This window comes from Clostridium sp. UMB9555A, from assembly GCF_030222355.1.
GTDB classification, from domain to species: domain Bacteria; phylum Bacillota; class Clostridia; order Clostridiales; family Clostridiaceae; genus Sarcina; species Sarcina perfringens.
This window is the reverse complement of the sequence record NZ_JASORQ010000002.1, coordinates 125,649-152,295: the sequence shown is the minus strand read 5'-3', so window position 1 is coordinate 152,295 and position 26,647 is coordinate 125,649. Positions and strand designations below refer to the sequence as shown.

Genomic DNA, 26,647 nt, shown 5'->3' with positions numbered 1-26,647 from the left:
ATGGATAAAATAAAAAAAATACTATATCCAATAATAGTAATAATTCAAGCCATATTATGGATTGGGGTAATTGCTATTCAATATTTAACTAATAAAAAAGCTGGTGTAATGCACCATGTTTATTTTAGGAAATATCAATATTCAAATAGCATAAGTGTTGAAAATTTAAATATTTTATCAATTATAGCTGTAACTATAGCTTTAGTATTTTTTATATGGTTTATTTATTCTATAAAAGCTAAAAAGAGTGGTTTTTATAAAATTCAAACTATAATAACAAGCATTATGGCTATTATATTAATTCTTGTTATAAAGCTAACATTTTTTCAAAATCTTTTAGCTTATTATTACTTTATAATGATAGGAATTATAGTTTTAGTAATTCAGATTTTATGGAATGTAATTATAGCTATAAAATATAAATAACAAAAAACAAACCATCTTAATTAAATATTAAGATGGTTTGTTTTTTGTTATTTAAAGTTTAAGTCTTATCAGTTTTAAATAGGGATTTAAATAAATAATTATTAGCTTTAAATTTTAGAAATTTATTTCATAAAAGAACATATAATTATTTACTTATTTTATGAAGTTTAAAACAATTATTAATTATAGTCATTTAATATCGTATATAATATACTCGTAAATAAGTATTAAATTAAAAAAGAATAAATAAAAAAATATATAAAATAATAAATAAGAAAGAAAAATTTAAAGGAGGAAATAAAAATGAATGATAATCAAGTAGTATCTTTTAGAGATGAAAATGGAAAAAAGATTGAATATCTGGTTTTAGAACAAAAATTAATTTGTGGTGCAGAATATGTAGCAATGGCACCTAAAAATGATAAGACTCATGTGGAACTATTTAAGATTAATTTTGATAAAGATTGGAATGAAACTTTAGATTCTGTAGAATCTGAAAAGGAAATAAATATGTTTAAGCAAGTATCTAATTTGAAATTTTAATAATTTATATTTAATTTAAAATAAGTACATATAAATTAGAATTTGTCACTATAAAACATATCTATATAAATATTATAATTGTTTTAGGCTCTGTTTTAAGTAAACCTTAACTTTTAAAACAGAGCTTATTTTAAAAAGATTTAAATAAAGGGGGATAAGTTTAATTAATTTATTAATTAAGCTAATAATTATGAGAGATTTAAAGGTTATGACATTTAATTTAAAATATGATTTTAAAGCACAAGACAATAATGAATGGAGTCAAAGATGTTTAAGGATTACAAAGCTAATAAAAGACAATTTGCCAGATATTATAGGTACTCAAGAGGGTCTTATTCATATGTTAGATGATATGGATAATTTATTAGATGAGTATTCATGGGTTGGAGAAGATCGAGAAGGAAATGGGAAAGATGAATTTAATGCAATATTCTTTTTAAAAAATAAGTTTGAAGTATTAGAGTGGAATCAGTTTTGGTTATCTAAAACTCCTAATATTAAGGGAAGTAAAGATTTTAATAGTAGTCTTCCTAGAATATGTACTAAGCTTAAGTTAAAAGATAAAATAAGTGGATTAAAGATAGATATATATAATACTCATTTAGATCATGAAAGTGAGCTTGCAAGGGAAGAGGGCATAAAAATAATATTAAAAGAAGTGAAGAAAAATTATAGCATTGAAAAAACTCCATATATAATTATGGGTGATTTCAATTGTTATTTAGAAGATAATCTTTTTAATATAATCAGGGAAGAAAAAACAAATAATACATGCTTTAATGTATGTTATGATAATATAAAAAATAACATACTTGGAACTTTTCATTATTTTAAAGGAGGATATGAGGGGAAAATAATAGATTATATACTATACTCAAAGGAATATGAAATAAAAAGTTTAAATATTGATGATAGAAAAATAGATGGGGGATATCCTTCTGATCATTATCCAGTAATATGTAAATTAGAATTAAAATAGCAGTATATTCGTAGTATGTTGTCTTATTAATTTAATAAGGTATAATATAAATGGATTAAAAACTAATTGTAAATTATAATAAAGTTTGTTTTTAGGGTTTTTAGAGTTTTTAATTTTTTAAATCTAAGTTAATCTTTTTATTAAGATTTTAGATTTTGACAAAATTTATAGCAGCATAATACGGAGGATAAAATGATTTTAAACACAAAAAGAGATGGACATGTTCATAGTACTTATTGCCCACATGGTAGTAATGATAGTCTAGATATGTACATTGATACTGCATTAAAAAATGGGATTACAGAAATAACTTTTACAGAACATATGCCACTACCTATGGAAGACCCTTCACCAAGAAAAAACAGTGCTTTACCTATGGAAAGATTAGAGGAGTACATAAAAGGAATAACTGAGCTAAAAGAAAAGGTTAAGGATAAAATTAAAGTTAATGTAGGATTAGAGGTTGATTATGTGGAAGGGTATGAAGAAGAGACTAAAGCTATATTAAATAAATATGGAAAATATTTAGATGATGCAATTCTTTCAGTTCATATAGTGAAGTTTCAAGGAGAGTATTACCAAATAGGTAATGGATCAGATATGATTGGTGAATTAGTAGAGAAAATTGGAGGAATGGACAAGCTTTATGATCTATACTATGAAACTATGTTAAAATCAATTAAATGCGATCTAGGAGCCTTTAAACCTAAAAGAATAGGACATCCAACTTTAGTTAGAAAGTATAAAGCAGATTTTTCTAATGAAAAATATAATATTAAGCTTTTAGAGAAAATTTTAAAAGAAATGAAAAAAGGAAATTATGAAATTGATTTAAATACTTCAGGCCTTAGAAGAGCGAAATGTGGAGAGGTACATCCTCAAGGAATATTTTTAGATTTATGTTTAAAGTATAATATACCTATGGTATTAGGATCTGATTCTCATAGTTCAAAATATGTTGGAGTAGAGTTTGAGAAGGTTGCAAATATGATTTTTCCAGATTCAGAAGCAATATAAAAGACACTATAACTTATATAAATTTATTGAAAAATTTGTATGAGAAGAGATTTTAAAATAATTATTTATAAAGTTTTAATTTATAGATAATAAAAAAGCACAAGGAATTATTCCTTGTGCTTTTTTATTAATTACCGTATATAATTTTTTTAGTAACATCATTGTAGAACATTGTGTTTGGATAATCATTTTCAATTTCTTGCGCGTATTTTTTAGATTCAGCACTGTTACCTTCTTTATTATATAAAATAGCTAAGTTATATAAACATTGAGGTGTGTACATAAAATCTTCAGCATCTGGCTTTGCCTTATAATCCTTTAAATATTCTTGGAAATACTTGATTGCCTCTGTATTTTTATCTAAGTTTTCATAAGAAGTTCCCATGAAATAAATTAAGTGAGGTCTCAAGTAAGAATCAGATGAAAAGGCATATGCTTTTTCAAAGTCCTTAAGGGCATCTTCATATTTTTTCTCTTTAAATAAATCTGATCCTTTTAAGTATAAATCCTTAACCCCATCAGTTTTCATTAAATTTTCTGCTTTATTATAAGCATCTAAGGCATCCTGAGGTACTTTATCCTTAGGAGTAGAAGTTAATAGTGTATAAAGAGAATTTATATCATTATTACTAATAGCTTTATTTAATTCATCAGCAGTAATAGTCTTATTTTCTGTTTCTTTTTTTGAATCTTCATTTGTCTTATTGTCAGTTGAATTTTCAGTCTTGTTAGCATTACTATTAGCTTCTTCACTTGCTGTTATTTGATTTTTACTAGCATCTGTAGTTTTTATATTTTTTGTTACTCCATAAGCAAGCAATAAAACTATAGCACCTGAAACAGCTACAGCTATATACTTAACTGGTTTCTTTTTGTTAGATTTTTTAGCGTTAGATTTCTCGTTTTTAAAATTAGGAGTACTAATAACTTTAGGTTCATTATCATCCTTAGGTTTATCTTTAGACTTAGATTTGTCTTTAGATTTTTTAATTTCATCTTTTTTATGGAAATCTACCTTTGTCACATTATCAAGATGATTACTTTCAGTCTTTGAAGTTTCTTTAACTTTATGAACTAATGGTTTTATGTCATCAATCTTAACATCTTCTCTAGGTTTTTCTTTATTTATCTTAATAACTGGAGCTTGTTCAATCTTTTTGTTTTCTTTTTCCTTTTCAGTGTCTTTAGGTAATGGCTTAATTTCAGAGTCTCTCTTTTCTAATTGCTTAGCATATTCTTTTTGAGCTTCTTCTTGAAGTCTAGCCTTAATTTCATCCTTCATAGTTTCACTGAATATAGTACTCATTGCTAGTTTTTTTTCATCTAAATTATTAAATTTATCAAGTTTTGTTCTAGCTTCCTCATTGTTATTATATTCAGCATTTATTTTCCAAGAAACAATAGCATCACTTATTCTGTTAAGCTTTTCAAGTGCTCTACCTTCTAGTATAAGTGCTTCCTCGTTATTATAGTCCTTATCAAGTACTTTTTCACATATATCTAATGCTTCTTCATAATTCCCATTTTCATATTGAGCTAACGCTTTTTTAAGTTTTTTATCATATTTACTCATAGCTTTGTAGCTCCTCCTTTTTCAATAATTTTTATCAAACATATTTCGATAAAATAAATAAGTATCTGTCTAAATTCTAATTATACATTATATATATAAAATTTTACAATATATTTTTGGCAAAACTATGTCAATGTTCTTATTTTTTTTACAAAATAAGATTTTATTATATAAAAAAGGAGCAAAAATAGTAAAATTAATCTATTTAGGAGTTTTACTATTATTTAAAAATTAAATTTAAAATAATAATTATAAATAAGCAAAAAAGAACCATAAACAAAGTCTAAAATTATTTTTTATTAATAAAAAAATAATGTAAAGAAAATGTTTATAGTTCATATTTTAATGTATTAAGATTACTAAATTAAAAAGTCATTATATACAGCATCTGAAGGCATTCTCCAATCTCCCCTAGGAGAAAGTGATATAGAACCAACCTTTGGTCCATCTGGAAGAGCAGAACGCTTAAATTGTTGAGTAAAGAATCTTCTTATAAACTTATCTAGCCATTTTTTTAGAGTTTCTTCATCATAATCATTTTTAAATGCTTCCTTAGCTAAGAATAGTATTCTTTCAGGACTTGATCCATGCTTTATAAAATGATATAAGAAGAAATCATGAAGTTCATAAGGGCCAACAATGTCTTCTGTTTTCTGAGCTATTTTACCTTCTTTATCCTTTGGTAATAATTCTGGACTTACAGGAGTATCTAAAATATCTAATAAAGCTTCCTTAGCATCATTTGAAATTTCATGATTAGCAAAATAATTAACTAAGAATCTAACTAAAGTTTTAGGAATAGAGCAGTTTACTGAGTACATTGACATATGATCTCCATTATAAGTACACCATCCTAAAGCTAGTTCAGAAAGATCTCCAGTACCTATTAATAATCCACCTTCCTTATTAGCTAAATCCATAAGTATTTGAGTTCTTTCTCTTGCTTGAACATTTTCATATGTTACATCATGAATATCTTTATCATGGCCTATATCTTCAAAATGTTGAAGAGCAGCATTTACTATATTTATTTCTCTAAAATCACAGTGAAGTTCTTTACATAAAGTTACTGCATTGTTATAAGTTCTATCTGTAGTTCCAAAACCAGGCATAGTTATAGTTATTATATTTTCTCTTGGTATATTTAGCATATCAAAGGTTTTTACCACAACTAATAGGGCAAGAGTAGAATCTAATCCTCCTGAAATACCAATTACTGCTTTCTTAAGGTTTGTATGTTCTAATCTTTTAGCAAGGGCAGCAGCTTGTATGTTTAATATTTCTTCACAACGTGCTTCCATAGCATACTGAGATTTTGGAAGGAAAGGATGTTTATCTATTTCTCTATCAAAGTTTTTAATCTCTGTATTTTCTAAATTAAAAGGAATAAATCTAGGTTCATTATTTTCATTAAAAGTTGAATTTCTAAAACTTATATTTTTTATTCTTTCTGCATCTAATTTAAATAAATCAACTATACCAGTTAATAAATCATTTTCTCTTTTGAATCTATTATTTTCTTTTATAATAGTTCCATTTTCAGCTATTATCATGTGACCACTAAATAATAAATCTGTAGTTGATTCATGAACTCCTGCTGAAGAGTAAATATAAGAGCACATTGTTCTAGCACTTTGGTTTTGAACTAATGACTTTCTATAAGAACTTTTTGATACAAGTTCATTAGAAGCTGAAAGATTACAAATAAGGTTAGCACCCATTAAAGCTAAATTAGAACTAGGTGGTATAGTAACCCAAAGATCTTCACAAATTTCAAAACCTACTTTTAGATTTTTAAATGAGAATATTAAATCAGTTCCAAAAGGTACTTCCTTTTGAAAACCTAAATCAACATTTAGTCCTTTTATATTAAAACCTTCTGTAAACCATCTTTTTTCATAAAATTCAGAGTAGTTTGGTATATAGCTTTTTGGAACTATACCTAAAACTTCCCCATTTAATATTACATATGCGCAATTATATAAGGAATATCTATATAAAAAAGGAGCACCAACAGCAATTAAAATATCTTTCCCTTTAGAAAATGTAACTAGATTTTTTATTGCTAAATTACAATTTTCAATTAACTTTGCATTGGTAAATAAATCTCCACAAGAGTATGCTGATATACTTAGCTCAGGAAAAACTAAAACCTTAACTTTTTTTTCTATAGCATTTAAAATCATAGTTTCTATTTCTTTAAGATTATATTTTGTATCGCTTATTTTTAATTTAGGTGAAGCTGCACCTACTTTTATGAAATCCATAGCATCATCTCCAGTATATTTTTATTTTTAGTATTTCTATAGTAATAAAAGTTTATCCTTTAAGTAAAACTAGATTTTTAAATAATATTTTCTTATAGTAGTAACTTTTACTAAACAAAACTATATATTAAATATTAATGTGAATTTATAATAAAATCAACTAGAGATAAATAGTATTAATTAACTCTTAGTGTGTTTAAAAATATTATTTAAAAAAGTTTGAAATAGCACTTGCAAAAATAATGTATAAACTGTATAATAAAGTAAATATTAATAAAAAGTTAAAATTAATAATAAAAAAGGAGGGGACAAACTATGCTGTGGCTTTGGGTAGTAGTTATTCTAGCTGGAATAATAATAGACTATTTAAGTTCTGATGTTCTATTTGTTGGATTTTCCTTTGGAGCTTTAGGTGGTTTAGTATTAGCATTTCTAGATGTGAATGTAATATTACAATTCATACTATTCTCCATAATAACAATTTTCTTTTTCTTTTATGTTTATCCTAAAATTAAAAAAAAGATAAAGATAGATAATATAGGAACAAAAACTATGGAACAATCCTATATAGGTAGAAAAATGATATTAGATGAAAATGTAGAAGATTCAGCATTAATTAAATTTGAGGGGATTTATTGGACATTTAAAAGTGTTAGTGGACCATTAAAGAAAGGGACAGAAGTCGAGATCATAGGAATAGAAGGAAATAAAATTCTAATAAAAAAATAAAAACTAGGAGGGGTTACTCATGGTAGCTACTGTAATTATTATAATCTTATTATTAATAGTAGTATTTGCAGCAATTTCATCAATCAAGGTTGTAAATACAGGATATGTTTATGTATTAGAACGTTTTGGACAATTTAGTAAAATTTTAGAGCCAGGTTGGCATTTAGTTATTCCTTTCGCTGACTTTGTAAGAAAGAAAATTTCAACAAAGCAACAAATTCTAGATATACCTCCACAATATGTAATAACAAAAGATAACGTAAAAATTGAAATTGATAATGTTATATTCTATAAAGTATTAAACGCTAAAGATGCTGTTTATAATATAGAAGATTTTAAATCAGGTATAGTTTACTCAACAATAACAAACATGAGAAACATAGTAGGTAATATGTCTTTAGATGAAGTTTTATCAGGTAGAGATAAAATAAACTTAGAGCTTTTAACAATAATAGATTCTATAACAGATGCTTATGGTATAAAGATACTTTCTGTAGAAATTAAAAATATAATTCCTCCAGCTGAAATTCAAGATGCCATGGAAAAACAAATGAAGGCAGAAAGAGATAAGAGAGCTACTATATTACAAGCTGAAGGTTTAAAACAAAGTGAAATAGCAAGAGCAGAAGCTGAAAAGCAAGCTAAAATTTTAAGAGCTGAGGCTGAAAAAGAAGCTAATATAAGACACGCTGAAGGTTTAAAAGAATCTCAATTACTTGAAGCAGAAGGTAAGGCTAGAGCTATTGAAGAGGTTTCAAAGGCAGAAGCTGCAGCTATTGAAAGAATAAATACTTCAATAATTGAATCTGGAACTAACGAAGTAGTAATTGCTTTAAAACAAGTTGAAGCATTAAAAGAAATGGCAGCAAATCCAGCTAATAAGCTTATTTTACCTAATGAAGCAGTTTCTTCTTTAGGAAGTATAGCAGCTATTGCTGATATTTTAAAAGAAAATAAAGAGAATAAATAATTATTATTAGGAATATACTATTTTTGAGCCTTTAAAAGGGCTTACGTAGGCATTAATTTTTTCCCTTTGCTTTAAAGAGTAAAGGGATTTTTTTATTTAGGTATAAATTAGTAATTTATATATTCATAAAAAAATGTTATCATATAAAATGTAATTTCAATGTAGAAAGAGGATTTTAAAATGAGTAATTATTTTTGGTGCGATGTAAATTTAAAAAATATAGAGAATAATATAAATGTAATAAGAGATTTAATACAAAATAAAAAGCTAATTGCAGTTATAAAGGGAGATGCGTATGGATTAGGCAGTAAAAAAATTGCTGAATTTATAGAAGATAAGGTTGACATAATAGCAGTAGGTAATATTGATGAGAGCTTATGTTTAGATAATATTAATAAGGATATACTTATCTTATCACCTTTATGTACAAAAGATGATTTTAAAGATGAAAGAGATAATTTAATATTAACTTTAGATAATGAGGAAATATTAAATGAATTAGATAAGGAAACAAAAAAAAGAGTACATATATATGTAGATACAGGTATGAACAGAATGGGCATAAAGCCTAACAAGTTAGATTCATTTATAGAAAGAATTAAAAATGAATTTCCTAACCTTGAAATAGATGGTATCTATACTCATTTACATAATGCTAAGGATGTTAATTATACTTTAAAACAAATAGAATTATTTAAATCCACAGTTGAAAAGTATAAAGATAAAGTAAGAATAATACACTGCATGGCTTCAAGTGCTATTGTAAATGATCAATTAAGAAAAGCATGCGATTTTACTACAGGGGCAAGAGCTGGTAATGTTCTTTATGGATATATAGGCTTTAATAAGGGAATTAAGAAAACTTATGAATACTATGCAAAACCAGTAAATACTTATAAAGTTTCAAAGGGACAAACTGTAGGTTATGGTTGTCTTTTTAAGGCTGACAAGGATATGGAAATAGGAATAATTGAATGTGGTAATGTTCATGGCTTAGGCATAAGTAGAGAAATTAAAAATAATGTTTTCTATGATATATTTAGAATGATTTATAGAAGATTTAAAGAGAGAAGTGTAATATTTAATAAGAATGTACCTGTAAAAATATTAGGAAAAGTAAATATGAATATAACTATTATCTCTATGGAAAACTGCTCTAAAGATTCAGTTTTAAAAGTTGATATTTCACCTATAATATCAGATTCAAGCATAGAAAAAAGATATATTTATTAGAAGTAAAAATTTATATTTTTAAGAAACATAAGGCTAAACAAATCTAGTCTTATGTTTTTTTTATTTTTTGTAATATTTTAAGAGTTAAAACACTACCTTTTAATATAGTCTAAAAAGAATAATGCTAATGAAATATTGATTTATTAAAATCACAATTAACTAGTATTTTTAAAGTAGTGTACTAAGGATTTTAGATTTTTAAATTATTTATTTATGGGAGGGAAAATATTATGAAAGAAAATCTAAAATTAGGCATTATACTTTGTTTGATAACCTCTTTTGCAGGAGTATTCTTAGGAGTTGCAAATGAATTTACAAAAGAAGTTATTGCTCAAAATTCAAAGTTAAGTGCAGATGACTTAAAAGAAATATTGCCTAAAGCAAATAAATTAGAAGATTTTACTTTTGAAAAGAATGAAGATTCAACTATATCAGAAGTGTTCGAAGCTAAAAATGGTTCTGAAAATGAAGGGTATGTTATAAAAGTTTCTCCAAATGGATTTAATGGGCCAATAGATATGGTAGTAGCTATTGATAAGAATGGAGAAATTAGTGGCATTAAAGTATTATCCCAAGCAGAGACGCCAGGGTTAGGAGCTAAGGTTGAAGAGAATTCTTTTTCTGAAAAGTTTAAAGGGTTAACCATTGAAGATAATATAAAAATAGTTAAAACCTCACCAAGTTCTCAGGGAGAAATTCAAGGAATAACAGGTGCAACCATCTCATCAAATGCTGTTTCAAGTGGAATAAATGATGCAATTAGTTTTTATAAAGAAAATATTTTAGGTGAAGATCTATCAAAGGAAAAGACCTTAAATTTATCAAAGATTAATCTAGAAGGAGACCTAAAGGAATTAACTATTGAATTAGAAAAAGGAATAGATAAGGTTTCTATAGTATCTAATGGAGAAAAAGAGATTGGTTATGCCATAGAAGCTAGTGAAATTGGTATGTATGAAGATAAACCAATTAAATTTGCTCTTGGAATTTCAATAGGTGGAATAATTACAGGTGTACAAATAATGGATCATAAAGAAACTGCGGGCTTAGGAGATTTAATAGAAGAGGAAAGTTTTTTAAATTCCTTCATAGGAGTATCTGCCTTGGATAAACTTTCAGTTAAAGAAAATACAAATGAAATTGATTTAAGTGTTTATGGTGAAGTGGTTAATGTTGATTCAATAAGTGGAGCAACTAAGAGCTCAATGGCTATTATAAAGGGCATTACTAATGTGATTAATTTCTATAATAATAATCTTAGTTAAATTAGGGAGGGATATTTTTGAAAGTTTTATTTGAAAGATTAAAAAATGGTATAGTTACTGAAAACCCTATATTTGTTCAAGTATTAGCTATGTGTCCAACCCTAGCAGTTACATCAAGTGTTGAAAATGCTGTAGGCATGGGGATAGCTTCTACGGTAGTTTTAATCTTTTCTAACATGATAATTTCAGCCTTAAGAAAATTTATACCAAACAAAATAAGAATTCCTGCATATATAGTTATAATTGCATCATTTGTTACTGTAGTTGATATGTTAATGAATGCTTATGTTCAATCATTATATAAATCATTAGGAATTTTCATACCTCTTATAGTAGTTAACTGCGTTATATTAGGGAGAGCTGAGGCTTATGCTTCAAATAACAAGGTTATACCATCTATTTTTGATGCCATTGGAATGGGAATTGGATTTACTATAGCGTTATTTTCTATAGGAACTTTTAGAGAAATATTAGGTGCTGGAACATTTTTAGGAAAGAGCATTATGCCAGAGGGATTTAAGCCAGCTACTATTATGATATTAGCTCCAGGAGCATTTTTAACTTTAGGAGCATTAATGACTTTCTTAAATTATAGAAATATAAAGAAAGCTGAAAAGCAAGGGAAAAAGGCTAAATGTTTAGAACATAATTGTAGCACTTGTTCTGGATGCGGTAAAAATTCTTAATAAAATATATGGGGATTAGAGGTGAAATTTATGGAATTATTTCTGATTTTTATTGGAGCTATGCTTGTTAATAACTTTGTTTTATCACAATTTTTAGGAATATGTTCATTTATAGGAGTTTCAAAAAAGAAGGATGCTGCAGTAGGAATGGGACTTGCAGTTACCTTTGTAATGGTATTAGCTAGTATAATTTCTTGGCTTGTTTATAATCTTGTTTTAGATAAATTTAATATAACTTATTTAAAAACAATAGTTTTTGTTCTTGTTATAGCTTCCTTAGTTCAATTTGTGGAGATGGTTGTTAAAAAATATAGTCCTAGTTTATATAAAGCCTTAGGTATATTTTTACCCTTAATAACTACAAACTGCGCTGTTTTAGGAATGGCTGTTACTAATGTTGAAGAAGGATATAATCTTATTCAATCAATAGTACATGCTTTAGGGGCTGCTGGAGGATTTATGCTTGCTATAGTATTAATGTCATTTTTAAGAGAAAAGATAGATGACAATGAAGAAATACATTCATATTTTAGAGGATTACCAATAACTCTTTTTACAGCAGCACTTATGTCTATAGCCTTTTTAGGATTCCAAGGACTTATATAGATAAGGAGGCGATTAAATGGACTTTTCAAGTATATTTTATTCTATTTTAGTTTTAGGTGTATTAGGTTTTTTATTTGGGATTCTTTTAGGATTTGCATCTAAAAAGTTTGAAGTTAAAGTAGATGAGAGAGTTACTAAAATAAGAGATATTTTGCCAGGAGCTAACTGTGGAGGATGTGGCTATCCAGGATGTGATGCTTATGCTAATGCTTTAGTTTATGAAGGAGCTGATATGAGTCTATGCGGAGTAGGTGGCCAAAATGTAGCTAAGCAGATTGGTGAAATATTAGGAGCAAAGGTTAAACCTGTTGAAAAGAAAGTTGCTTTTGTAAAATGTATGGGGGATTGCAAAAATAAAAAGGTTCAATTAAATATTCCAGAAAATAAAAATTGCATAGAGGCTAAAGAATTTTTAAAAGATAATGAAAGTGAAGGATGTAGCTTTGGTTGTTTTGGATTAGGAAGTTGTAAAGAAGCATGTAAATTTGAAGCAATAAGTATTATAGATGGCATAGCAAAAGTTGATTCTTCAAAATGCGTAGCATGTAAAGCTTGTGTAAGTGCATGTCCACAAAATCTTATAGATATAATAAAGGAAGATCAAAAGGTAATTGTTAGTTGTAATTCTAATGATAGTGGAAAAATTGTAAATAAGAATTGCTCAGTAGGATGCATAGGATGTAAGTTGTGTGAAAAAAATTGTCCAAATGGAGCCATAAAGGTTGAAAATAACCTTGCAATAATTAATTATGAAAAATGTACTTCTTGTGGGATATGTGTATCAAAATGTCCTAAAAAAGCAATAAATTTAAGAGAGAAATAACAATGAATTTTTTTAAAACACTTGAAAAAAAATAAAAAAACTTTAAAATTAGTGTTAAGTTTCTATTTAGGAGGGTTAATATGATTAGCAAAAGAGAAGATTATATTTCGTGGGATGAGTATTTTATGGGAGTGGCATTAATTAGTGCCAAAAGAAGCAAAGACCCAAATACCCAAGTTGGAGCTTGCATAGTTGATAATGATAATAAAATAGTAGGTATTGGATACAATGGTTTTCCTAAGGGATGTTCAGATGATGATTTACCTTGGGGAAATAAGGGAGATTTTTTAGAAACAAAATATCCATATGCATGTCATGCTGAACTAAATGCTATTTTAAATAGTACAGGTAAGAATGTTAAAAACTGCAGAGTATATGCTACTTTGTTCCCTTGTAATGAATGTGCAAAGGCAATAATTCAAGCTGGGATAACTGAAGTAATATACCTTTCAGATAAATATAAGGATACTGACATTGTTAAGGCATCTAAATTTATGTTTGATAAAGCAAATGTAAAATATAGATACTTAGGAAGCAATAGAGAAAATTTATTAATATCATTTAAGCCAGAGGATGTTTAAAATAAATAAACCCCATAGTATTATCTATGGGGTTTATTTTAAGATAAAATTTATAATAGTTGACAATTTTTATTAGGTATAGTATATTTTGAATATCAAAATATTTGGTTTGACATTAAAAATATTTGAATTTTATATCTAATGATTTTGAAGTAAGGGAGCGATTTTAGGATGAAGGAAAGTGAATTAGTATTAAATAATATTTTAGTGAAATTATTCAATAATATTTTGAGAATAGAGGAATTTGCATTAAAAAGTGCACCATTTAATGATTTATCTATAACAGAAATGCATACTATAGAGGCTATAGGGATAGAGAAAGCAAGAACAATGTCAGAGGTGGCATTTGATTTAAAAATAACAGTAGGTACTTTAACAACTGCTATAAACAAATTAATAAAAAAAGGATATGTAAATAGAAGAAGAATAGAAGAAGATAGAAGAGTTGTTATGATAGAACTTACAGAGAAAGGAACTCTAGCTTATAAAGTACATGAAAAATTTCATGAAGAAATGATAGATCATGTCTTAGAGGAACTAGGTGTTGGTGAAGAGGAGGTTTTAATAAGTTCTCTAGATAAGTTAGATAAGTTCTTTCAAAAGAAACTAGAACTTATGAAATCAAAGGAGAGTTAATATGAAAAATGCTAAAATGATAGGCTTTGGCTTATATACACCTAAAAATTTAGTAGAAAATGAAAGATTACAAGAATTTTTAGAGACTAGCGATGAGTGGATTAGAACTAGAACTGGAATAGAAAGAAGATATATTTCATTAGATGAAAATACTTCTGATTTAGCAGTAGAAGCTAGTAAGAAAGCTTTAAATCAAGCAGGGTTAAGTGCTGAAGATATAGATTTAATAATAGTAGCTACTGTAACTCCAGATAATTTTACTCCATCTACAGCTTGTATTGTGCAAGATAAGTTAGGAGCTAAAAATGCATGGGCCTTTGATATAAATGCGGCATGCACTGGATTTATATATGCACTTAAACTAGGCAGATCTTTAATAAGATCAAGTGAGGCTAAGAATGCCTTAATAATAGGTGCAGAAACTTTATCAAAAGCACTAAACTGGGAAGATAGAGGAAGTTGTGTTCTTTTCGGAGATGGAGCAGGAGCTACTGTTCTTACAAGTACAGAAGAAGATTGTGGAATAAAATGTGTAAATGTAAAATCTGATGGCTCTAAGGGAGATTCTCTTGTTATTCAGGGGTTACCACTAAATAGTCCTTTTAAAGATGGAAAAGAAATTTCTGAAAATTACATAAACATGAATGGAAGAGAAATATTTAAGTTTGCAACAAAAGTAATGGAAGAAAGTATAGTAGAGATTTTAGAAAAAGAAAACATAAAAATAGAAGATATAGATGCTATAATTCCTCATCAAGCAAATTTAAGAATTATAGATTACGTAGTTAAAAGATTAGGAATACCAAGAGAAAAGTTCATAACAAATTTACAGAATTATGGGAATACATCAGGTGCAAGTATTCCAATAGCACTTTGTGAGGCAATAGATGATGGTAAGGTTAAAAAAGGAGATAACATAATAATGGTTGGCTTTGGTGGAGGCCTTACTTGGGGATCTGCTTTAATTAAGTTATAGTTTAAAAAAACAAAAATCTAGAAAATAATACTAAATGAGAATATAATTATAGATATATTTATTTTTAATCCGTTAAATTTTGGGAGGTATTTTAATGGCTAAACTAGGATTTTTATTTGCAGGGCAAGGGGCCCAATATGTAGGAATGGGCAAAGAATTCTTTGATAACTTTGAAGAAAGTAAAGAAGTATTTAAAAGAAGTAGTGATGCCTTGGGTATAGATATGGGAGAACTTTGTTTTAATGATCCTGAGGGATTATTAAATAAAACTGAATTTACTCAACCTGCAATAATAACTACAAACATGGCTATACTTACAGCACTAGATAAATTAGGAGTTAAATCTGATATAAGTTGTGGATTAAGCTTAGGAGAATACTCTGCACTTATTCATAGTGGTGCCATTAATTTTGAAGATGGAGTTAAACTAGTTAAAAAAAGAGGTAAATTCATGCAAGAAGCTGTGGCAGAAGGTATTGGTGGAATGGTTGCAGTTTTAAGAATGACTCCAGAACAAGTTGATGAAATAATAGAAAAAACTTCTCCATATGGAATAGTTGAGGGTGCAAATTATAATTCACCTGGTCAAATTGTTATTTCAGGAGAATTAATCGCTTTAGAAAAAGCTATGGAATTCATAAAAGAAGCCGGTGGAAGAGCTATAAAATTACCTGTATCAGCACCATTTCACTGTTCAATGTTACAACCAGCAGCTGAAAAATTAGAGGATGAGTTAAATAAAATTTCAATAAATAAATTAAATGGAATTGTTATGTCTAATGTTAAGGGAGAAGCCTATTCAGAAGAAGATAATATAATAGAACTTTTAACTTATCAAGTTAAAAAGCCTGTTTTATTTATAAATGATATAGAAAAAATGATTGAAAGTGGTGTAGATACTTTTATTGAGATAGGGCCAGGTAAAGCTTTAAGTGGATTTGTAAAAAAAATAAATAAAAATGTTACAGTGCTTAATGTAGAGGATTTGAAATCTTTAGAAAAAACATTATCAAAATTAAGAGAGATGGAGGTACTTTAACCTATGTTAAAAGATAAGGTAGCAATAGTAACTGGTGGAACAAGAGGGATTGGAAGAGCAATCGCTTTAAAATTAGCTGATCATGGAGCTAATATTGTTATAAATTATAGAAATTCTGATAAAGAGGCAGAAGAATTAAAATCCATTTTAGAAGAAAGAGGGGTAAAAGTTCTCACTGTAAAATGTGATATAAGTAATTTTGAAGATTCTAAAAATCTTATGGATAAATGTAAAGAAGTATTTGGAAAGATAGATATACTTGTAAATAATGCAGGTATAACAAAGGATACTTTAATTATGAGAATGAAGGAAGAGGACTTTGATAATGTAATAGATGTAAACTTAAAAGGTACATTTAATTGTGCAAAGCATGCTTCTGCCATAATGTTGAAACAAAGGTTTGGTAAAATTATAAACATGACTTCTGTTGTAGGTATAGCTGGGAATGCTGGTCAAGTAAATTATGCAGCATCAAAAGCTGGTGTTATAGGATTAACTAAATCTTTAGCTAAAGAATTAGGAAGTAGAGGAATAACTGTAAATGCTGTAGCACCTGGATTTATAAATACTGATATGACAGCTTCTTTATCTGAAAAAGTTAAGGAGGAAGCTTCTAAAAATATTCCTTTAAAAAGATTAGGAGACCCTGAAGACGTTGCTAACTTAGTAGGATTCTTAGCATCAGATGCAGCAAATTATATAACAGGTCAAGTCATAAATGTAGATGGCGGAATGGTAATGTAGGAGGAGTTATTATTATGGAAAACAGAGTTGTTATAACGGGATTGGGAGCAATTACACCAATTGGAAACAATGTAAATGAATTTTGGACCAATGCTAAAAAAGGTGTTTGTGGAATTGATGAAATAACTTTATTTGATGCTAGTGATTATAAAGTTAAAATTGCAGGAGAAGTTAAAAACTTTAAAGCAGAGGATTTTATAGATAAAAAGGAAGCTAAGCGTTTAGATAGATTTACTCATTTTGCTCTTGCAGCTACAGAAGAGGCAATGAAAGATGCTAAATTAGATTTAAATGATGAAAATGTAGATCCAAATAGAGTAGGTGTTATAGTTGGTTCAGGAATAGGTGGATATGGTACCTTAGAAGCACAATTTGATGTTTTATTAACAAAAGGACCAAATAGGGTTTCACCTTTTGCAATTCCATCAGGAATAATAAACTTAGTTGCTGGAAATATTGCTATTAAGTATGGAGCAAAAGGGGTATGTGAATCATTAGTTACTGCCTGCGCTACAGGGGTAAGCTCTATAGGGGCAGCTTATAGAAGTATAAAGCATGGATATTCAGATATAGTTATATCAGGTGGATCAGAGGCTTCTATAACTAGAGCTGCCATTGCAGGATTTACTAATCTTAAGGCATTAAATACTAATAATGATCCTAAAAGAGCTTCAATACCTTTTGATAAAGAAAGATCTGGATTCGTTATGGGAGAGGGTGCTGGAATATTAATATTAGAAAGTTTAGAGAGCGCTCAAAAAAGAGGTGCTAGAATCTATGGAGAAATTATAGGATATGGTGCAACTTGTGATGCATATCATATAACTTCACCTGATCCAGAAGGTGATGGAGCTAAGAGAGCTATAGAGGCAGCTATAGAAGAAGGAAAAATAAATAAGGATGAAATTTCATATATAAATGCACATGGAACAAGTACTCCTTTAAATGATAAATTTGAAACTTTAGCTATTAAAGGATGTTTTGGTGAAAAAGCTTACGATATACCAGTTTCATCAACAAAATCAATGACTGGTCATTTATTAGGTGCAGCTGGAGCTATAGAATCAGTAATATGTGTTAAAGCTTTAGAAGAAGGATTTATTCCACCAACAATAGGATATAAAGTGCCTGATGAAGATTGTGATTTAGATTATGTTGTAAATGAAGGTAGAGAAGCAGAATTAAATTATGTAATCAATAACGCATTAGGTTTTGGTGGTCATAACGCATCATTATTATTTAAAAAGTGGGATTAGGAGTTGAAATTATGAATCTTAATGAGATTAAAGAGCTTATAGATAAAATCGATTCTTCTAATATTGCTTATTTTGAGGTTAAAGTAGATAATTCATATATAAAGATGGATAAATCTCTAACTAGAAATTTATTAGAAGAAAAGAAAGCTTCAAATCTAGAAGAAACAGAAAAAACTGATATATCAGAAGAAAAAAATGAATCAATTTCAAAGGTTGAAGAGGTCAAATCACAGCCTAAAGAAGAGATAATTCAAGATGAAGACTTATATTTAGTTACTTCACCTATGGTAGGTACATTCTATGAATCACCTGGAGTTGGAGAAAATAGTTATGTTTCTATAGGAAGCAAAATTTCTTCAGGAGATATTTTATGTATAGTTGAAGCTATGAAACTTATGAATGAAATTGAAAGTGAAGTATCTGGAGAAATTGTTGATATATTAGTTCAAAATGGAAATATGGTTGAATATGGTCAACCCTTATTTAAAGTTAGGAGAGCATAATTATGATGAATATAAACGAGATTAAAAAAATACTTCCTCATAGATATCCTTTTTTACTTGTTGATAAAGTAGAAGAGATAACTGAAAGTAAAGTTGTAGCATATAAGAATGTAACAATAAACGAACCTTTTTTTCAAGGACATTTTCCTGATTATCCAGTAATGCCAGGAGTTTTAATAGTAGAGGCCTTAGCTCAGGCAGGTGCTATAGCGCTATTAAATAAAGAAGAGTTTAAAGGAAAAACTCCTTTCTTTGCAGGGATAGACAAAGTCAGATTTAAAAAACAAGTTTTACCAGGTGATACTCTAAGACTTGAAGTTGAAATAATAAAACTTAGAGGAAGCATTGGATTTGGTAAAGCTACGGCTACTGTAGATGGAAAAATCGCTTGTTCTGGAGAAATTATGTTTGCAATAGGTTAGGTGATTTAATTATGTTTAAAAAGATATTAATAGCAAATAGAGGTGAAATAGCTGTTAGAATAATACGTGCTTGTAGAGAATTAGGAATTCTTACTGTAGCTGTTTATTCTGAAATAGACAAAGATGCATTACATGTGCAGTTAGCTGATGAAGCAGTTTGCATAGGCCCGTGGAATTCTAAAGAAAGTTACTTAAATATTCAAAATATATTAAGTGCTTGTGTTCTAACTGGGGCTGAGGCTATTCATCCTGGATTTGGTTTTTTATCTGAGAATCCAAGATTTGCTAAGATGTGTGAAGAGTGTAATATTGAGTTTATTGGCCCTAACTGGAGAGCTATAGAACTTATGGGAAACAAAGCTATGGCGAGGGAAATAATGAAAAAGGCTGATGTTCCTGTTGTACCTGGATATGAAGGTGAAATTGAAAGTCCAGATTTCGCTTTAAAGATAGCTAAGAAAATAGGATTCCCTGTAATAGTAAAGGCTTCCTCAGGTGGTGGTGGAAAAGGAATAAGAATAGTTTATAAAGAAGAAGATTTTATTTCAAATTACAATACAGCTAAATCAGAGGCTCAAGCAAACTTTGGTGATGATAAAATTTACATTGAGAGATTTGTTGAAAATCCTAAACATATAGAAGTACAATTATTATGCGATAAACATGGAAATGCCCTTCACCTTTTTGAGCGAGATTGTTCAGCTCAAAGAAAAAATCAAAAAGTTTTAGAAGAAGCTCCTTCATCAATTTTAAGTGATGAACAAAGGGATAAACTTGGTAAGATTGCAGTTAAAGCAGCTAAAGCTGTAAACTATAGCAATGTTGGAACAATTGAATTTTTATTAGATAAAAATGGTGAATTTTATTTTATGGAAATGAACACAAGAATACAAGTTGAACATCCTATAACTGAAATGATAACAGGTGTTGATCTTGTTAAGGAACAAATAAAGGTTGCATCTGGTAAGAAATTAGAAATAACTCAAGATGATTTAAAGATAAATGGTCATTCCATAGAATGTAGAATAAATGCTGAAGATCCAAGCAAAAACTTTATGCCATGTCCTGGTTTAATAAAGGAAATTAATTTTCCAGGTGGATTTGGAGTTCGCCTAGATACGGCAATTTATTCTGGATATAAGATACCCCATTGTTATGATTCAATGATTGGTAAGCTAATAGTTCATGGTAAAGATAGAGAAGAGGCAATTTCTAAAATGAAAAGGGCTTTAGATGAATTTGCTATTGATGGTATAACAAGTAACATAGACTATCACTTTTTAATATTAGATCATGAAGATTTTAAAAATGGTACTTATAATACTTCATTTTTATCTGAAAAGTTGGTGAATAAGTATGATTAAGAATTTATTAAACAAAAGAAAGTATATAACTGTTAGTTCAGTTGAATTAAATGATAATGAATTAAATGAAGATGAAAAACCCAATATACCTTCAGGTATGTGGAGTAAGTGTGAAAAGTGTGCAAAAATATTATATACTGAAGATTTAAAAGAAAATTTTAATGTGTGTCCTAATTGTGGTCATCATTTTAAGCTAGGAGCATATGAAAGAATTAAATATTTAACAGATGAAAATAGTTTTGTTGAGTTTGACAAAAAAATGGTTGGAAAAAACCCTTTAGATTTTAATGGATACGAAGAGAAGATTAAAGGATATCAAAAGAAAAGTCATGTTATTGAAGGGGTTGTAACAGGAGAAGCTTATATTGCTCAGAGAAAAGTAGTTCTTTGTGTAATGGATTCTAATTTTATGATGGGAAGTATGGGAACGGCTGTTGGTGAAAAGATTACTAGAGCCATTGAATATGCAACTAAAAATAGACTTCCTTTAATAATATTTACTTGCTCTGGTGGAGCAAGAATGCAAGAGGGAATATATTCTCTTATGCAAATGGCAAAGGTTAGTGGGGCAATTTATAGACATGGTCAAGAGAACTTATTATATATTACAGTATTAACAAATCCTACTACTGGTGGGGTAACTGCTAGCTTTGCTATGGAAGGAGATATCATATTAAGCGAGCCAGGATGTTTAGTTGGTTTTGCGGGGAGAAGGGTAATAGAAGGAACTATTAATGAGAAATTGCCTGATGATTTCCAAACTGCAGAATTTTTATTGGAAAAAGGATTTATAGATAAGATAGTACAAAGAAAAGATTTAAAACAAATAATAACTTCTCTTTTAAGAATGCATGAGGTGGATTATGAGTAGAGAACTAATAAGAACAGCAGATGCATGGAATAAAGTAAAAATAGCTAGAGATCCTAATCGTCCTAATGCAAAATTTTATATAAATGAAATATTTGATGAGTTTATAGAGTTACATGGTGATAGAAACTTTGGGGATGATAAAGCAATAATAGGAGGAATAGCTCTTTTAAATAATCTAAGTTTTACTGTTATAGGTATATGTAAGGGTGAAAATACAAAAGAAAATATAAAAAGAAACTTTGGTATGCCTCATCCAGAAGGATATAGAAAAGCATTAAGACTTATGAAACAAGCAGAAAAATTTAAAAGACCTGTTATTTGCTTTGTTGATACTCCAGGAGCTTTTTGTGGCATAGGTGCAGAAGAGAGAGGCCAAGGGCAAGCTATAGCTCAAAACTTAGTTGAACTTATGGGATTAAAGGTTCCTGTAATATCAATAGTTATTGGAGAAGGTGGAAGTGGTGGTGCTTTAGCCTTAGCTGTTGCAGATAAAGTATTTATGCTAGAACACTCTATTTATTCTGTATTATCTCCAGAGGGCTTTGCATCTATATTATGGAAGGATTCTTCTAGGGCTGAGGAAGCTGCTAATGTGATGAAAATAACTGCTCAGGATTTAAAAAGCTTTAACATAATAGATAAAATAATAAAGGAACCTAGGGGAGGAGCACATAAAAATCCAAGTAAAATGGCTCAAAATATTAAAAAGACAATTTTAGAGGCCTTAGGTGAAATGAAGGGTACAGATTTAAATACCTTATTAAGTGAAAGATACAATAAATATAGAAATATAGAAAATAATCTATAATCATATAAAATAAAACACATGAGTTTTTAAGCTCATGTGTTTTTTAATTAAAATTAATTTCTCTTTAAGTTAATATTTACTTAAAGAGAGGATTAAAATTTAGTTTGTAAGCATTTTTATTAGTATATCTATTATTGACTTGTTTTTCCTTAAGGCATCTACATAATCAGCAACGTGAAGTTTATAATACTCTTTGCCTTCATCTGTTATTCGATACATCTTTTTTGTTCTTTTATTTATAAAGTCATCCCCTATCCAATAACTTGTAACTAAGCCTTTTTGCTCTAAGTCATAAAGTGTATCATAAATTGTACTAGATGATACTGGGAATGGAAGAGGAGCACTAGAAAATTCATCTCTAAAAGCTTCTAAAACTTTATTACCAAAAACCTCATGTCCCTTTGAAAGTTCTTTTAGTACATAAAAAGAATATAATTGTTTTGCGTTTATAATATTTCTTGGTGCAACCATACGAGTTCTTCTATCCAAAAAAACTTCACCTCCAATTTTACATTTTATATTATAAGTATAACTCAATTTATTCCAAAAAGTAATTAACAATTTGTGATTTCTTGAATATACTGTACTATACAAAAGAAGTGAGGTGAACTATTATGTCAAGAAGATGTTGTTGCTCATGCAATTCTTGCAGAAGAAATTCTTGCGGATGTGGATGCGGAAATAATTGCGGTGGATTCAATAATTGTGGCGGATTGGGAAACTGTTGTGGATTCAACAATTGCGGAGGATTTGGCAATTGTGGATTTGGAGCTTGTGGAGGATTTCCTTTACTTTGGCTTCTTCTATTAGGATGCGGCGGTTTTGGAAACTGTGGCGGAGGATGGTTTTAATTAGTATCTAATTTATAATATAGATTACTTGTATAAGATAGGAGATTTTCTCCTATCTTATAATTTTTCATAAGTTTCTTTTAATAATAAGGCGTCTTTTTCTAAAAGAGGGCTTTCACATATTATGCATCCCTTTACTTTATAATCTTTAAGTGCCCTTAAGCATTCAATAAAGTTAAAATCACTTTCTAAAAAAGGTAAGTGGTTTCTTTCCCCTTTGTCTGTGTAGTGAATTCCAGACATATGAATATGTAAATCTTCTAGGGCTTCATTTCCTAAATTATCTTTTATATATTCTAAAATTTCTGCAAAATCTTTATATTCTTTTAAAGCACCAATTCCTCTAGCATGTATATGAGAAAAATCAATACATAATTTGCAAGATGGCACTTCTTTACATATATCAACTAATTCTTGTAGGTTTCCGAATTGAGTTCCCTTACCTGTAGTTTCTAATCTATAGTCTACACCTTCATAAGGTAGTTTCTTTAAGTTTTTCTTTATTTCTGCTAAAGCTTCTTCTTTTGAAGCTTTTAAATAAAATCCTGGATGGAAGACTAAGCTTCTACCTCCAACACTTTTTAATGCTTCAGCACCTTTAAGTATTCTTTCAATAGATTTTTCTTTCTTTTCCTCTTCTTCAGCATTTAAATTTATAAAATAAGAACCATGGGCTGAAAGATAAAAATCATTTTTTTCTTTAGCTTCTATTATTTTATCCCTGTTTTTAGCTGTAACATTAACGGATCTAACAAAAGGAAGCTCCATAGCTTCTAGTCCTATTTTTTTTAAGTATTCAATTCCTGTTGCGTAATTGAATTTCTGGCCTTCTTCACCTATTGGCAAACCTGAAATTCCAAATAAAAGTTTTTCCATGTTATCACCTCTTATTAAAGTATAGCAAAACACTAGGAATTCTTCAATAGAAAGGGATTATTATTTAATATGAATTATAATCTAGTGAATTTGTTAATTTATAGATAAATTTTTCACTTTTTTTCAGAAAAAATGCAATTATTCGAAATAAATATTGCATTTTACACTATAGTTATTTAAAATTATTAATAGAAACTATCATATGGAGTGTGAAAAATGGAAGAAAGATTGCAAAAATACATGGCAAGGTGTGGAGTAGCATCAAGAAGAAAATGTGAAGAAATAATTTGCAGTGGAAAAGTAAAGGTTAATGACATTGTTGTTGACTCCCTTGGAACTAAGGTTGATCCATCAGTAGATGTTGTTAGCGTTAATAATAAAGTAATACGTCCTGAGGAGAATAAAGTATATATAATGCTAAATAAGCCTGAAGGATATGTTACAACAAATAAAGATGAAAAAAATAGAAAGACCATATTAGATATAGTAAAGGTGAATGAAAGAATATATCCTATAGGCCGTCTTGACTATGACAGTTCAGGTTTACTTTTATTAACTAATGATGGAGATGTATATAATAAGATAATACATCCAAGAGTTAATTTAAATAAAGAATATATCGCCTTAGTAAAAGGAATTTTTACAGAGGAAGAAATGAATAAATTTAGAAAAGGCGTAGATATAGGAGATTATAAAACAGCAGAGTGTGAAATAGAGTTACTAGAAAAATACACAAATAGCTGTAAAGTTAAAATAATCATTCATGAAGGCAAAAATAGACAGATAAGAAGAATGTGTGCTGCCTTTAATCATGAAGTTGTTTCTTTAAAGAGAGAAGCTATTGGAAGTTTAAATTTAAAGAATTTAAAGAAAGGAGAATGGAGATATTTAAGTAGTTCAGAAGAGAATTATATAAAATCTTTATAGTAATTATGTTTAAGTATGTATCTGATGTAAGTAATATATATCATAATATAATAACTTCTTTCATAGAACATAAGAATATAGCAATAGATGCTACCTTAGGAAATGGTCATGATTGCGATTTTTTAAGTGAATTATTTAAAAAGGTATATGCCTTTGATATACAAGAAGAGGCAGTAAATTCATATAAATCAAAGAATAAAGAAAATGTTGAAGTTATTTTAGATTCACATGAAAACTTTGAAACCTACATAAAAGAAGAAAATGTTGATTGTATAGTTTATAACTTAGGATATCTTCCAGGTAATAATAAGGAAGTAACTACGGTTGCACATAGTACTTTAAAAAGTATAGAAATAGGATTAGATTTATTAGGTGATAATGGGTTAATGATAATAGCCCTTTATAGTGGACATGAGGAAGGTAAAATAGAGAAAGATGCCGTACTTCAGTTTACAAGTAAATTACCTAAAAATAAATATGGTGTTTTACATACGGAATTTACAAACAGAGCTAAGAGTGCACCTTCTTTAGTTGTTATTGAAAAGAAGTTTAAATAAGATTTAAGTAAGTATAGAGAGGATTTTTAAAATGGAAAGTCAAGATTTAATGAGATTAATTCAAGTTAAGTTTCCAAAGCTTAGTAAAGGACAAAAGCTTATAGCTGAATATATATTAAAGAATTATGATAAGGCTGCATTTATGACTGCTGCTAAATTAGGAAATAATGTTGGAGTAAGTGAATCTACAGTGGTTAGATTTGCTACAGAACTTGGTTTCTCAGGATATCCAAAGTTACAAAAAGCACTTCAAGAATTAATAAAGAATAAGTTAACATCTGTTCAAAGATTAGAGTTATCTAATGATTTTATAAGTGAAGAAAATGCTTTAAAGGGTGTTTTAAAAGCGGATATAGAAAATATAAGAGCAACATTAGAAAAGATAAATCATAAAACTTTTGATGAAGTGGTAAACGAAATATTCAAAGCTAAAAGAATATATATAATAGGACTTAGAAGTTCTACTGCTCTTGCAGAATTTTTAGGATTTTACTTAAATTTAATATTAGATAATGTAAGAGTAATTTCAAATGGAATAAGCGATACTTTTGAACAAATGCTTAACTTAGGGGAAGGTGACCTAGTTATAGGGATAGGTTTCCCAAGATATGCATTAAAAACAATAGATGCTTTAGAATTCGCTAAAACTAGAAATGCTAAAATAGTTTCTATTACAGATAGCTTAATTTCTCCTTTAGCATCTCAATCTGATCATACACTTATAGCTCAAAGTAATATGGCTTCATTTGTAGATTCATTAGTTGCACCTTTAAGTGTAATAAATGCATTAATCATAGCTGTTGGTATAAGAGAAAAAGAGAAGATAACATCAACATTTAGTGAGTTAGAAAAGATATGGAAAGACTATAATGTTTATTCATATAATAAAAATAATATAGAACCTTAATAAAAAGCTGTATAAAGGTATAAAGAACATATAAATTATTTTAAGATAGAGCATAAATTTTATTCTATTATATAATTTATAAGTTTCATAAATTATATCTTTATATAGCTTCATTTTTCGAAATTACATAGAATATTAAAGAAATGCATTTGTTGACAAATGCATTTAATAAAGTTTATTATTAGTTTGATTCAATTAAATTAAGGAAATAA

The 26,647-nt window shown here is 28.3% G+C and carries 29 protein-coding genes and 1 pseudogene; 26 read left to right on the top strand and 4 right to left on the bottom strand.

Features of this window, described 5'->3' with window-relative positions; genetic code table 11:
- The 4 genes from QP548_RS05845 (at position 1) to hisJ (ending at position 2,965) form a co-directional block, all read left to right on the top strand.
- Entirely contained in the window at positions 1–426 is a 426-nt protein-coding gene (locus QP548_RS05845; RefSeq protein WP_061427815.1) for a hypothetical protein, read from the top strand.
- A 303-nt stretch (positions 427–729) separates the two neighbouring features.
- Positions 730–969 carry a DUF1292 domain-containing protein gene (locus tag QP548_RS05840; protein WP_003448834.1) on the top strand — a complete coding sequence of 80 codons (240 nt, stop codon included), beginning with the start codon at positions 730–732 and terminating at the stop codon, positions 967–969.
- 190 nt (positions 970–1,159) lie between these two features.
- Positions 1,160–1,948: an endonuclease/exonuclease/phosphatase family protein gene (locus QP548_RS05835; RefSeq protein WP_061427817.1), complete on the top strand. Its 789-nt coding sequence runs from the start codon at positions 1,160–1,162 to the stop codon at positions 1,946–1,948.
- Between the two features lie 192 nt (positions 1,949–2,140).
- Positions 2,141–2,965, top strand: coding sequence for a histidinol-phosphatase HisJ (gene hisJ / locus QP548_RS05830; RefSeq protein WP_061427819.1), 825 nt, complete (start codon positions 2,141–2,143; stop codon positions 2,963–2,965).
- Positions 2,966–3,092: 127 nt separating this feature from the next.
- Here hisJ and QP548_RS05825 read toward each other — a convergent pair whose 3' ends face one another.
- Entirely contained in the window at positions 3,093–4,538 is a 1,446-nt protein-coding gene (locus tag QP548_RS05825; protein WP_061427821.1) for a tetratricopeptide repeat protein, read from the bottom strand.
- Between the two features lie 359 nt (positions 4,539–4,897).
- Complete coding sequence (locus QP548_RS05820; protein ID WP_061427824.1) at positions 4,898–6,805, bottom strand: NAD(+) synthase; 1,908 nt, start codon at positions 6,803–6,805, stop codon at positions 4,898–4,900.
- Between the two features lie 315 nt (positions 6,806–7,120).
- On the opposite strand from QP548_RS05820, the gene QP548_RS05815 reads away from it, so the two are divergent.
- From QP548_RS05815 to QP548_RS05730, 18 genes and pseudogenes are all read left to right on the top strand, one after another.
- Positions 7,121–7,534 carry an NfeD family protein gene (locus QP548_RS05815; protein ID WP_061427826.1) on the top strand — a complete coding sequence of 138 codons (414 nt, stop codon included), beginning with the start codon at positions 7,121–7,123 and terminating at the stop codon, positions 7,532–7,534.
- Between the two features lie 19 nt (positions 7,535–7,553).
- Positions 7,554–8,504, top strand: a complete 951-nt coding sequence (locus QP548_RS05810; protein ID WP_003448807.1) for an SPFH domain-containing protein — start codon at positions 7,554–7,556, stop codon at positions 8,502–8,504.
- Between the two features lie 180 nt (positions 8,505–8,684).
- Positions 8,685–9,737: an alanine racemase gene (locus QP548_RS05805; protein WP_061427828.1), complete on the top strand. Its 1,053-nt coding sequence runs from the start codon at positions 8,685–8,687 to the stop codon at positions 9,735–9,737.
- Between the two features lie 230 nt (positions 9,738–9,967).
- Positions 9,968–11,002, top strand: coding sequence for an RnfABCDGE type electron transport complex subunit G (locus QP548_RS05800; RefSeq protein ID WP_061427830.1), 1,035 nt, complete (start codon positions 9,968–9,970; stop codon positions 11,000–11,002).
- Between the two features lie 17 nt (positions 11,003–11,019).
- Positions 11,020–11,688, top strand: a complete 669-nt coding sequence (locus tag QP548_RS05795; protein WP_061427832.1) for an RnfABCDGE type electron transport complex subunit E — start codon at positions 11,020–11,022, stop codon at positions 11,686–11,688.
- Between the two features lie 30 nt (positions 11,689–11,718).
- A complete protein-coding gene (gene rsxA, locus QP548_RS05790) occupies positions 11,719–12,294 on the top strand; it encodes an electron transport complex subunit RsxA (RefSeq protein ID WP_061427834.1) in 576 nt (191 codons plus the stop codon).
- A 16-nt stretch (positions 12,295–12,310) separates the two neighbouring features.
- Positions 12,311–13,133, top strand: a pseudogene (locus QP548_RS05785) (RnfABCDGE type electron transport complex subunit B).
- A gap of 64 nt (positions 13,134–13,197) precedes the next feature.
- Positions 13,198–13,698: a deoxycytidylate deaminase gene (locus QP548_RS05780; protein ID WP_003470410.1), complete on the top strand. Its 501-nt coding sequence runs from the start codon at positions 13,198–13,200 to the stop codon at positions 13,696–13,698.
- Between the two features lie 171 nt (positions 13,699–13,869).
- A complete protein-coding gene (locus QP548_RS05775) occupies positions 13,870–14,334 on the top strand; it encodes a MarR family winged helix-turn-helix transcriptional regulator (protein ID WP_003470412.1) in 465 nt (154 codons plus the stop codon).
- A gap of 1 nt (position 14,335) precedes the next feature.
- Positions 14,336–15,310, top strand: coding sequence for a beta-ketoacyl-ACP synthase III (locus QP548_RS05770; protein ID WP_061427838.1), 975 nt, complete (start codon positions 14,336–14,338; stop codon positions 15,308–15,310).
- Positions 15,311–15,404: 94 nt separating this feature from the next.
- The gene (gene fabD, locus QP548_RS05765) at positions 15,405–16,349 is read left to right on the top strand and encodes an ACP S-malonyltransferase (protein WP_061427840.1); all 945 of its coding nucleotides are present in this window, start codon (positions 15,405–15,407) and stop codon (positions 16,347–16,349) included.
- A gap of 3 nt (positions 16,350–16,352) precedes the next feature.
- Positions 16,353–17,093 carry a 3-oxoacyl-[acyl-carrier-protein] reductase gene (gene fabG, locus QP548_RS05760; protein WP_061427842.1) on the top strand — a complete coding sequence of 247 codons (741 nt, stop codon included), beginning with the start codon at positions 16,353–16,355 and terminating at the stop codon, positions 17,091–17,093.
- Positions 17,094–17,107: 14 nt separating this feature from the next.
- On the top strand, positions 17,108–18,349 hold the full coding sequence (gene fabF, locus QP548_RS05755) for a beta-ketoacyl-ACP synthase II (protein WP_061427845.1): 1,242 nt from the start codon (positions 17,108–17,110) through the stop codon (positions 18,347–18,349).
- Positions 18,350–18,360: 11 nt separating this feature from the next.
- On the top strand, positions 18,361–18,852 hold the full coding sequence (gene accB / locus QP548_RS05750) for an acetyl-CoA carboxylase biotin carboxyl carrier protein (RefSeq protein ID WP_061427847.1): 492 nt from the start codon (positions 18,361–18,363) through the stop codon (positions 18,850–18,852).
- A 2-nt stretch (positions 18,853–18,854) separates the two neighbouring features.
- Positions 18,855–19,274: a 3-hydroxyacyl-ACP dehydratase FabZ gene (gene fabZ / locus QP548_RS05745; protein ID WP_061427849.1), complete on the top strand. Its 420-nt coding sequence runs from the start codon at positions 18,855–18,857 to the stop codon at positions 19,272–19,274.
- Between the two features lie 11 nt (positions 19,275–19,285).
- On the top strand, positions 19,286–20,638 hold the full coding sequence (locus QP548_RS05740) for an acetyl-CoA carboxylase biotin carboxylase subunit (protein WP_061427851.1): 1,353 nt from the start codon (positions 19,286–19,288) through the stop codon (positions 20,636–20,638).
- A complete protein-coding gene (accD, locus tag QP548_RS05735) occupies positions 20,631–21,509 on the top strand; it encodes an acetyl-CoA carboxylase, carboxyltransferase subunit beta (RefSeq protein WP_061427852.1) in 879 nt (292 codons plus the stop codon). Before QP548_RS05740 ends, accD begins: the two co-directional genes overlap by 8 nt.
- A complete protein-coding gene (locus QP548_RS05730; protein ID WP_061427857.1) occupies positions 21,502–22,317 on the top strand; it encodes an acetyl-CoA carboxylase carboxyltransferase subunit alpha in 816 nt (271 codons plus the stop codon). The genes accD and QP548_RS05730 overlap by 8 nt, the downstream gene beginning before the upstream one ends.
- Positions 22,318–22,416: 99 nt before the next feature.
- Here the strand turns inward: QP548_RS05730 and QP548_RS05725 are convergent, their stop codons facing one another.
- Positions 22,417–22,806 carry a PadR family transcriptional regulator gene (locus QP548_RS05725; RefSeq protein WP_003470407.1) on the bottom strand — a complete coding sequence of 130 codons (390 nt, stop codon included), beginning with the start codon at positions 22,804–22,806 and terminating at the stop codon, positions 22,417–22,419.
- Between the two features lie 125 nt (positions 22,807–22,931).
- On the opposite strand from QP548_RS05725, the gene QP548_RS05720 reads away from it, so the two are divergent.
- Positions 22,932–23,168 carry a hypothetical protein gene (locus tag QP548_RS05720; RefSeq protein ID WP_061427859.1) on the top strand — a complete coding sequence of 79 codons (237 nt, stop codon included), beginning with the start codon at positions 22,932–22,934 and terminating at the stop codon, positions 23,166–23,168.
- Between the two features lie 57 nt (positions 23,169–23,225).
- On the opposite strand, the gene QP548_RS05715 is transcribed toward QP548_RS05720, so the two are convergent.
- Positions 23,226–24,044 carry a TIM barrel protein gene (locus QP548_RS05715; RefSeq protein WP_061427861.1) on the bottom strand — a complete coding sequence of 273 codons (819 nt, stop codon included), beginning with the start codon at positions 24,042–24,044 and terminating at the stop codon, positions 23,226–23,228.
- A 216-nt stretch (positions 24,045–24,260) separates the two neighbouring features.
- On the opposite strand from QP548_RS05715, the gene QP548_RS05710 reads away from it, so the two are divergent.
- Genes QP548_RS05710 through QP548_RS05700 form a run of 3 tightly spaced genes read left to right on the top strand, consistent with a single transcriptional unit; the run spans position 24,261 to position 26,435 of the window.
- Positions 24,261–24,971: a pseudouridine synthase gene (locus QP548_RS05710; protein ID WP_003469949.1), complete on the top strand. Its 711-nt coding sequence runs from the start codon at positions 24,261–24,263 to the stop codon at positions 24,969–24,971.
- A 5-nt stretch (positions 24,972–24,976) separates the two neighbouring features.
- Positions 24,977–25,528, top strand: a complete 552-nt coding sequence (locus QP548_RS05705; RefSeq protein ID WP_061427863.1) for a tRNA (mnm(5)s(2)U34)-methyltransferase — start codon at positions 24,977–24,979, stop codon at positions 25,526–25,528.
- 31 nt (positions 25,529–25,559) lie between these two features.
- Positions 25,560–26,435, top strand: a complete 876-nt coding sequence (locus QP548_RS05700) for a MurR/RpiR family transcriptional regulator (protein ID WP_003449332.1) — start codon at positions 25,560–25,562, stop codon at positions 26,433–26,435.
- Positions 26,436–26,647 lie beyond the last annotated feature (212 nt).